The 4,682-nt window shown below is 67.4% G+C and carries 5 protein-coding genes; 1 reads left to right on the plus strand and 4 read right to left on the minus strand.

The window, feature by feature from the left end; all coding sequences use genetic code 11:
• Positions 1-162: 162 nt before the first annotated feature.
• On the minus strand, positions 163-594 hold the full coding sequence (locus tag ACLML9_RS27825) for a globin (protein WP_411948282.1): 432 nt from the start codon (positions 592-594) through the stop codon (positions 163-165).
• Between the two features lie 252 nt (positions 595-846).
• Between ACLML9_RS27825 and ACLML9_RS27830 the strand changes: the two genes are divergently transcribed.
• Positions 847-1,575: an HNH endonuclease gene (locus tag ACLML9_RS27830; protein WP_411948283.1), complete on the plus strand. Its 729-nt coding sequence runs from the start codon at positions 847-849 to the stop codon at positions 1,573-1,575.
• Between the two features lie 34 nt (positions 1,576-1,609).
• On the opposite strand, the gene ACLML9_RS27835 is transcribed toward ACLML9_RS27830, so the two are convergent.
• From ACLML9_RS27835 to ACLML9_RS27845, 3 genes are all read right to left on the minus strand, one after another.
• On the minus strand, positions 1,610-2,287 hold the full coding sequence (locus ACLML9_RS27835; protein ID WP_411948284.1) for a hypothetical protein: 678 nt from the start codon (positions 2,285-2,287) through the stop codon (positions 1,610-1,612).
• Positions 2,288-2,423: 136 nt separating this feature from the next.
• Positions 2,424-2,864, minus strand: a complete 441-nt coding sequence (locus ACLML9_RS27840) for an acyl-CoA thioesterase (RefSeq protein ID WP_411948286.1) — start codon at positions 2,862-2,864, stop codon at positions 2,424-2,426.
• A gap of 35 nt (positions 2,865-2,899) precedes the next feature.
• A partial coding sequence (locus ACLML9_RS27845) for an NAD-glutamate dehydrogenase domain-containing protein (protein WP_411948285.1) occupies positions 2,900-4,682 on the minus strand: 1,783 nt, incomplete at its 5' end.

The raw sequence follows: 4,682 nt of genomic DNA on the forward strand, positions 1-4,682 counted from the left end.
GCCTCAACCCCGCGCCGCCGCAGGCGGCGCCAAAAAACACAGCACCCTCACGAGCGAGCCCGCATCCCGCTGCCATGAGCAAGCCGGCATTCCGACCCCATATCCCCAACCTTTATGGCACCGCGCCACCCGAAGCGAAAGGCTGCACCACCCGCCGCGGTCTCACCAGGCCGCGTTCACCAGCGAGTTCGCCGCCATCTCCAAATAGTCGAGCAGTTGGCGCCGATGCTCGTCGTCCAAGACTTCCGGCTCGATCTCGGCAACCGCGATGCGCATACAGCGCAACCAGGCGTCCCGCTGTACCGGACCGATCTGGAACGGCATATGCCGCATGCGCAGGCGCGGGTGGCCGCGTTCGTCGGAGTAGGTGCGAGGGCCGCCCCAGTACTGCTCGAGGAACATGCGCAGCCGGCGCTCGGCCGGGCCCAGATCTTCTTCCGGGTACATGGGGCGTAGTACTTCATCGGCGGCGACCTCGCGATAGAAAACGGCCACCAGCCGGTGGAAGGTGTCCGCCCCGCCGACGGCCTCGTAGAAGGAGCTTGTGGCGTGTTCGCCCGCCGGAGTGCCCGAAGCCGTATTACCCGAAGTCATGAACCCTCTCGTTTCGCCGGATGCGCCGTCCATTGTGCCCGCGCCGGCACGGGTTCGCAGATTCGCCGGCTCCCCGGCCGGTGCGACCGCTCGCACCTGGTGTTTCCGGCTGGTGGCCGGAGCGGGTCGCTTCAGCGACAGTTAACCGGCCATTGTGCAAAATAACCGTGCGCTGCGGGGCTTTCCATGGTCAACTGGGTTTTGTCTCGCCGAGATACCACATGATCTTGAAACGCAGAATTTGGGGTCGACATGAAGCAACGGACCGGCGCCCGATCACCGGAGGCGATACGCCACCGACAACTGAAGCCCGCCGACGTCCACGCTCGTGGGTCGGGGGCTCCTCCGCTGCAACTGCTGTCCGATCACGCGGTCGACCGGCACAATGCCGATACCGCCGCTCGTTTCGATTCCCTGGACGGGAGCGATTCCGCTCCACACCTCGCCGCGCTGCAGCCGATCAGCTGGCTGAAGCGCCGCGTCCTGCTTCTCAACGCCACCTACGAACCGCTCACCGCGCTGACCGCCCGCCGCGCAATCGTGCTGCTGGTCTGCGACAAGGCCGACGCCGTCCACCACGACCCGACCGGCCCCGTCCTGCATTCGGCCGGCGCCGCCGTCGCTATTCCCTCGGTCATCCGGTTGCGCACCTATGTCCGGGTTCCCTACCGCGCCCGCGTCCCGATGACCCGGGCGGCACTCATGCAGCGGGACCGCTACCGCTGCGGCTACTGCGGGGGCAAGGCCGAAACCATCGATCACGTCGTCCCGCGCAGCCGCGGCGGCGAACACAGCTGGGAGAACTGTGTGGCCAGCTGCGCACCCTGTAACCATCGCAAGGCGGACAAACTGCTCAGCGAACTGGGCTGGACGTTGCGCGCACCCCTGATATCCCCGAAGGGGCCGCATTGGCGTCTGCTGTCCACGGTCAACGAACTGGACCCGGTCTGGCTGCAATACCTCGGCGAGGGCGCGGCCTGACGCCGCGGCGGCACTGCGGCCAGGCGCAGCGGTCTCAGGTTCCCGCCGCCGGGGTCAGTGAGAGCCCCCCGGTTCGCCGGCGGGCGACCGAACCGTAGCGGGCGTCCAATCGCAGCCAGGTATTGCTCGCGCGCACCCGGACCAGCTCAGCGGGCGGAATCCGCCCGGAATCCGCCCGTTCTCCCGCGTGCGGGATGAAGTCCATGGCGGTGAGCGCGAAGACCACCCGCATCGGCACCTGTACTCGTACCTGCGCCGCGGAGACGGTCAGCACGGTCTGATCGAGCAGCGACGCGGGTGGCCCGTGCCCGGAACCGTGTTCCTTCGCCAGGTCGGCCCCGCGTTCGGCGAGTTCGACCAGGGTGCGGGCGGGCAAATCGTCGATATGCCCGAAACCGCTGTCCGGCGGCAGCGCGCCTCGCCATGCCGAATCGAGCGAGTAACCGAGATCGATCGGGCCCGGCGTGGACAGACCGGTCAGCACGGTGTCCACACCGACCGTCACATCGTCGGCGGCCAGCTCGGCGGCGATCGTGCGGGTCGCCAGCGCTTCGAAGCCGGTGGCGACCCAGGCGGCCACCAGCCCGGTGCCGCGCCGCCGCATCCGCACCACCACCGCCGGATCGAGGCGCTGTGCCCGGGTGAGGAAGGTGGCCAGGTTCTCGCGTTCTGCCGGGTCCGGTACGGACAGGACCCGCTGGTCGGTCGTCACGATCGGACCGGTACCGCCGACCCGCTCACGCCGTGTCCATCGCGCATGAGCGAGCGCCGGCGACCGGTCGACACACTGACGCGGAGGCCGAAGCGCAGGCGAAGGTATCCCACTACCGCCTCCGGGCCCGACTCGCTCATGCGCCCAGCCACTGGGCGAGATAGTCGCGTTCGGGACCGGTGAGCCGGCGCAGCCGCTGGGTTCGGATATCGAACGCCGCCAGCTGCGTGGTCGCGGTGACCGCGGCGGGCGAGTCGGGCGGGGAGCCCGCCGCCCGGACCTCGTAGGCGACGGTGAAATCGACCGCCCGCAACTGTTCGATCCACATGGCGATATCCAGCGGCGTGTCCTCGTGCCGCAACTGCCCCCGGTACTTCACGTGCAGGTCCGCGAGCACACAGCCGTCGCGCAATCCGACGGTCGGCCGATCGTCGTCGAACAGCCAGGGGATACGCGCCTCCTCCAGCAGCGTCACCATCCGGGCGTGGTTGACGTGCTGGAAAACGTCCATATCGGACCAGCGCACGTGCACAGCGGTGTGGAACCGCCGCGGCGAAGCCGCAGCGGGTACCTCCACATCCGGACTCGCTCCGTTGCGGGGAACAGCGTTCGTCACCGTGGTACCTCCGATTGGGCGCCCACCCCACTCACCATGCTGCGCACCTGCCGCGCCGCAACCGACAGCGTGGCGAGATCGTGGGTTCCGGACTCGAACAGTTCCGCCAGCGCCGCGCGGGAACGGCCGAGCCGGGACTGATTCTTGGACTCCCAGTATGCAATCTTCTCGTCCGCGCTCTCCTCGGGGTCGCCACCGGAGAGGACGTCGAGGGTGAGCGACCGCAGCGAGCTGTACATATCGTCGCGCAGGGCGAGCCGGGCCAGCGCGTGCCAGCGGTCGCCGCGTTCCAGATGGCTGACCGCCTCCAGTAGCCAGTCGATCTTCAGATGCTCGTTCAGCGCGTAGTACAGCGCGCCGACCTCCTCACCGGAGCGGTCGGTGATATCGGCGATATCGATGACGTCGAGCAGCGGGAACAGATGCAGCAGGGCGAAGACCTCGGTCGCGAGATCCAGCGGCGCCCCGTGCGCGACGAGGTCGGCGGCCTGATCGGTGAGCGTGGTGACGTGGTGACCACGCAACCAGCCCGGCACCTTCGGCGCGAGTTCGCGCACACCCACCCGATACCGGTTGATCTCGGCGCCGACGGCGATGGGCTGGGGCCGGTTGGTCAGCAACCAGCGGGACGCCCGGTCCAGGGTCCGTTTGGTCTCCAGTTCGAGCCGGTCGCGGACGCCCACTGTCGTATCGGCGGCCCGGATCCGGTCCCAGATATCGTGTAGGCGGAAGATATCGGTGACGGCGGCGAAGGCCCGGACGGTATCGGTCGCGGTGGCGCCGATCTCCTCGCCCAGCCGGAATGTGTAGGTGACGCCGCCGTAGTCCACCACCTCGTTGGCGATCATGGTGGTGACGATCTCCCGGCGCAGACGATGTTTCTTGATCGCCACACCGAACCGTTCCCTCAGCGGGGTCGGGAAGTATTCCGGCAGCCGGGCGGCGAAGAACGCGCTGTCGGGCAGATCGCCGGCCAGCAGGTCCGCCTTCAGCGCCAATTTCACATGGGCCAGCAGATTCGCGAGTTCGGGCGAGGCGAGCCCGGTGCCCTCCTCGAGCCGGCGCTTGAGGACGGCGTCGGTGGGCAGCGCCTCGAGGCCCCGATCGAGTCCGCGCTCGGTCTCGAGTTCTTCGATGAGACGCCGGTGCACATTGAGCATCCGCGCCGACTCCGCCCGGGATATGCCCATCACATAGTTCTGGGACACATTGTCCTGCAGCACCATCTGCGCGACTTCGTCGGTCATTTCCGCGAGCAGCGGATTACGGTCTTCGAGATCGAGTTCGCCCGCCGACACCACACCGTCGAGCAGAACCTTGATATTCACCTCGTGATCGGAGCAATCCACCCCCGCGGAATTGTCCAGCGCGTCGGTGTTCATCTTCCCGCCGTTACGGCAGAACTCGATACGCCCCAGCGCCGTAACACCGAGGTTTCCGCCCTCACCGATCACCTTCACCCGAAGCTGGTCGGCATTCACGCGCACCGCGTCGTTGGATTTATCACCGGCGTCGGCGTTCGTTTCCGAACTCGACTTGATATAGGTACCGATACCGCCGTTCCAGAGCAATTGCACCGGGGCGAGCAGAATGGCGCGGATCAATTCGGGTGGGGAAAGTTTCACCACATCGTCGGGCAGCCCGAGCGCCGCCCGGGCCTGCGGACTGATGGGTACCGATTTCACGGTGCGGTCGTAGACGCCGCCACCCGCACTGATCAACGAACGATCATAATCCGCCCAACTCGACCGAGCCAACCCGAACAACCGCGACCGCTCA

The sequence above is a fragment of the Nocardia sp. NPDC002869 genome, assembly GCF_046764065.1.
Classification (GTDB): domain Bacteria; phylum Actinomycetota; class Actinomycetes; order Mycobacteriales; family Mycobacteriaceae; genus Nocardia; species Nocardia rhamnosiphila.

Excerpts from the sequence above, each read along its gene's own strand:
- ACLML9_RS27825 (WP_411948282.1), bottom strand. The coding sequence starts at position 594 with ATGACTTCGGGTAATACGGCTTCGGGCACTCCGGCGGGCGAACACGCC.
- ACLML9_RS27830 (WP_411948283.1), top strand. The coding sequence starts at position 847 with ATGAAGCAACGGACCGGCGCCCGATCACCGGAGGCGATACGCCACCGA.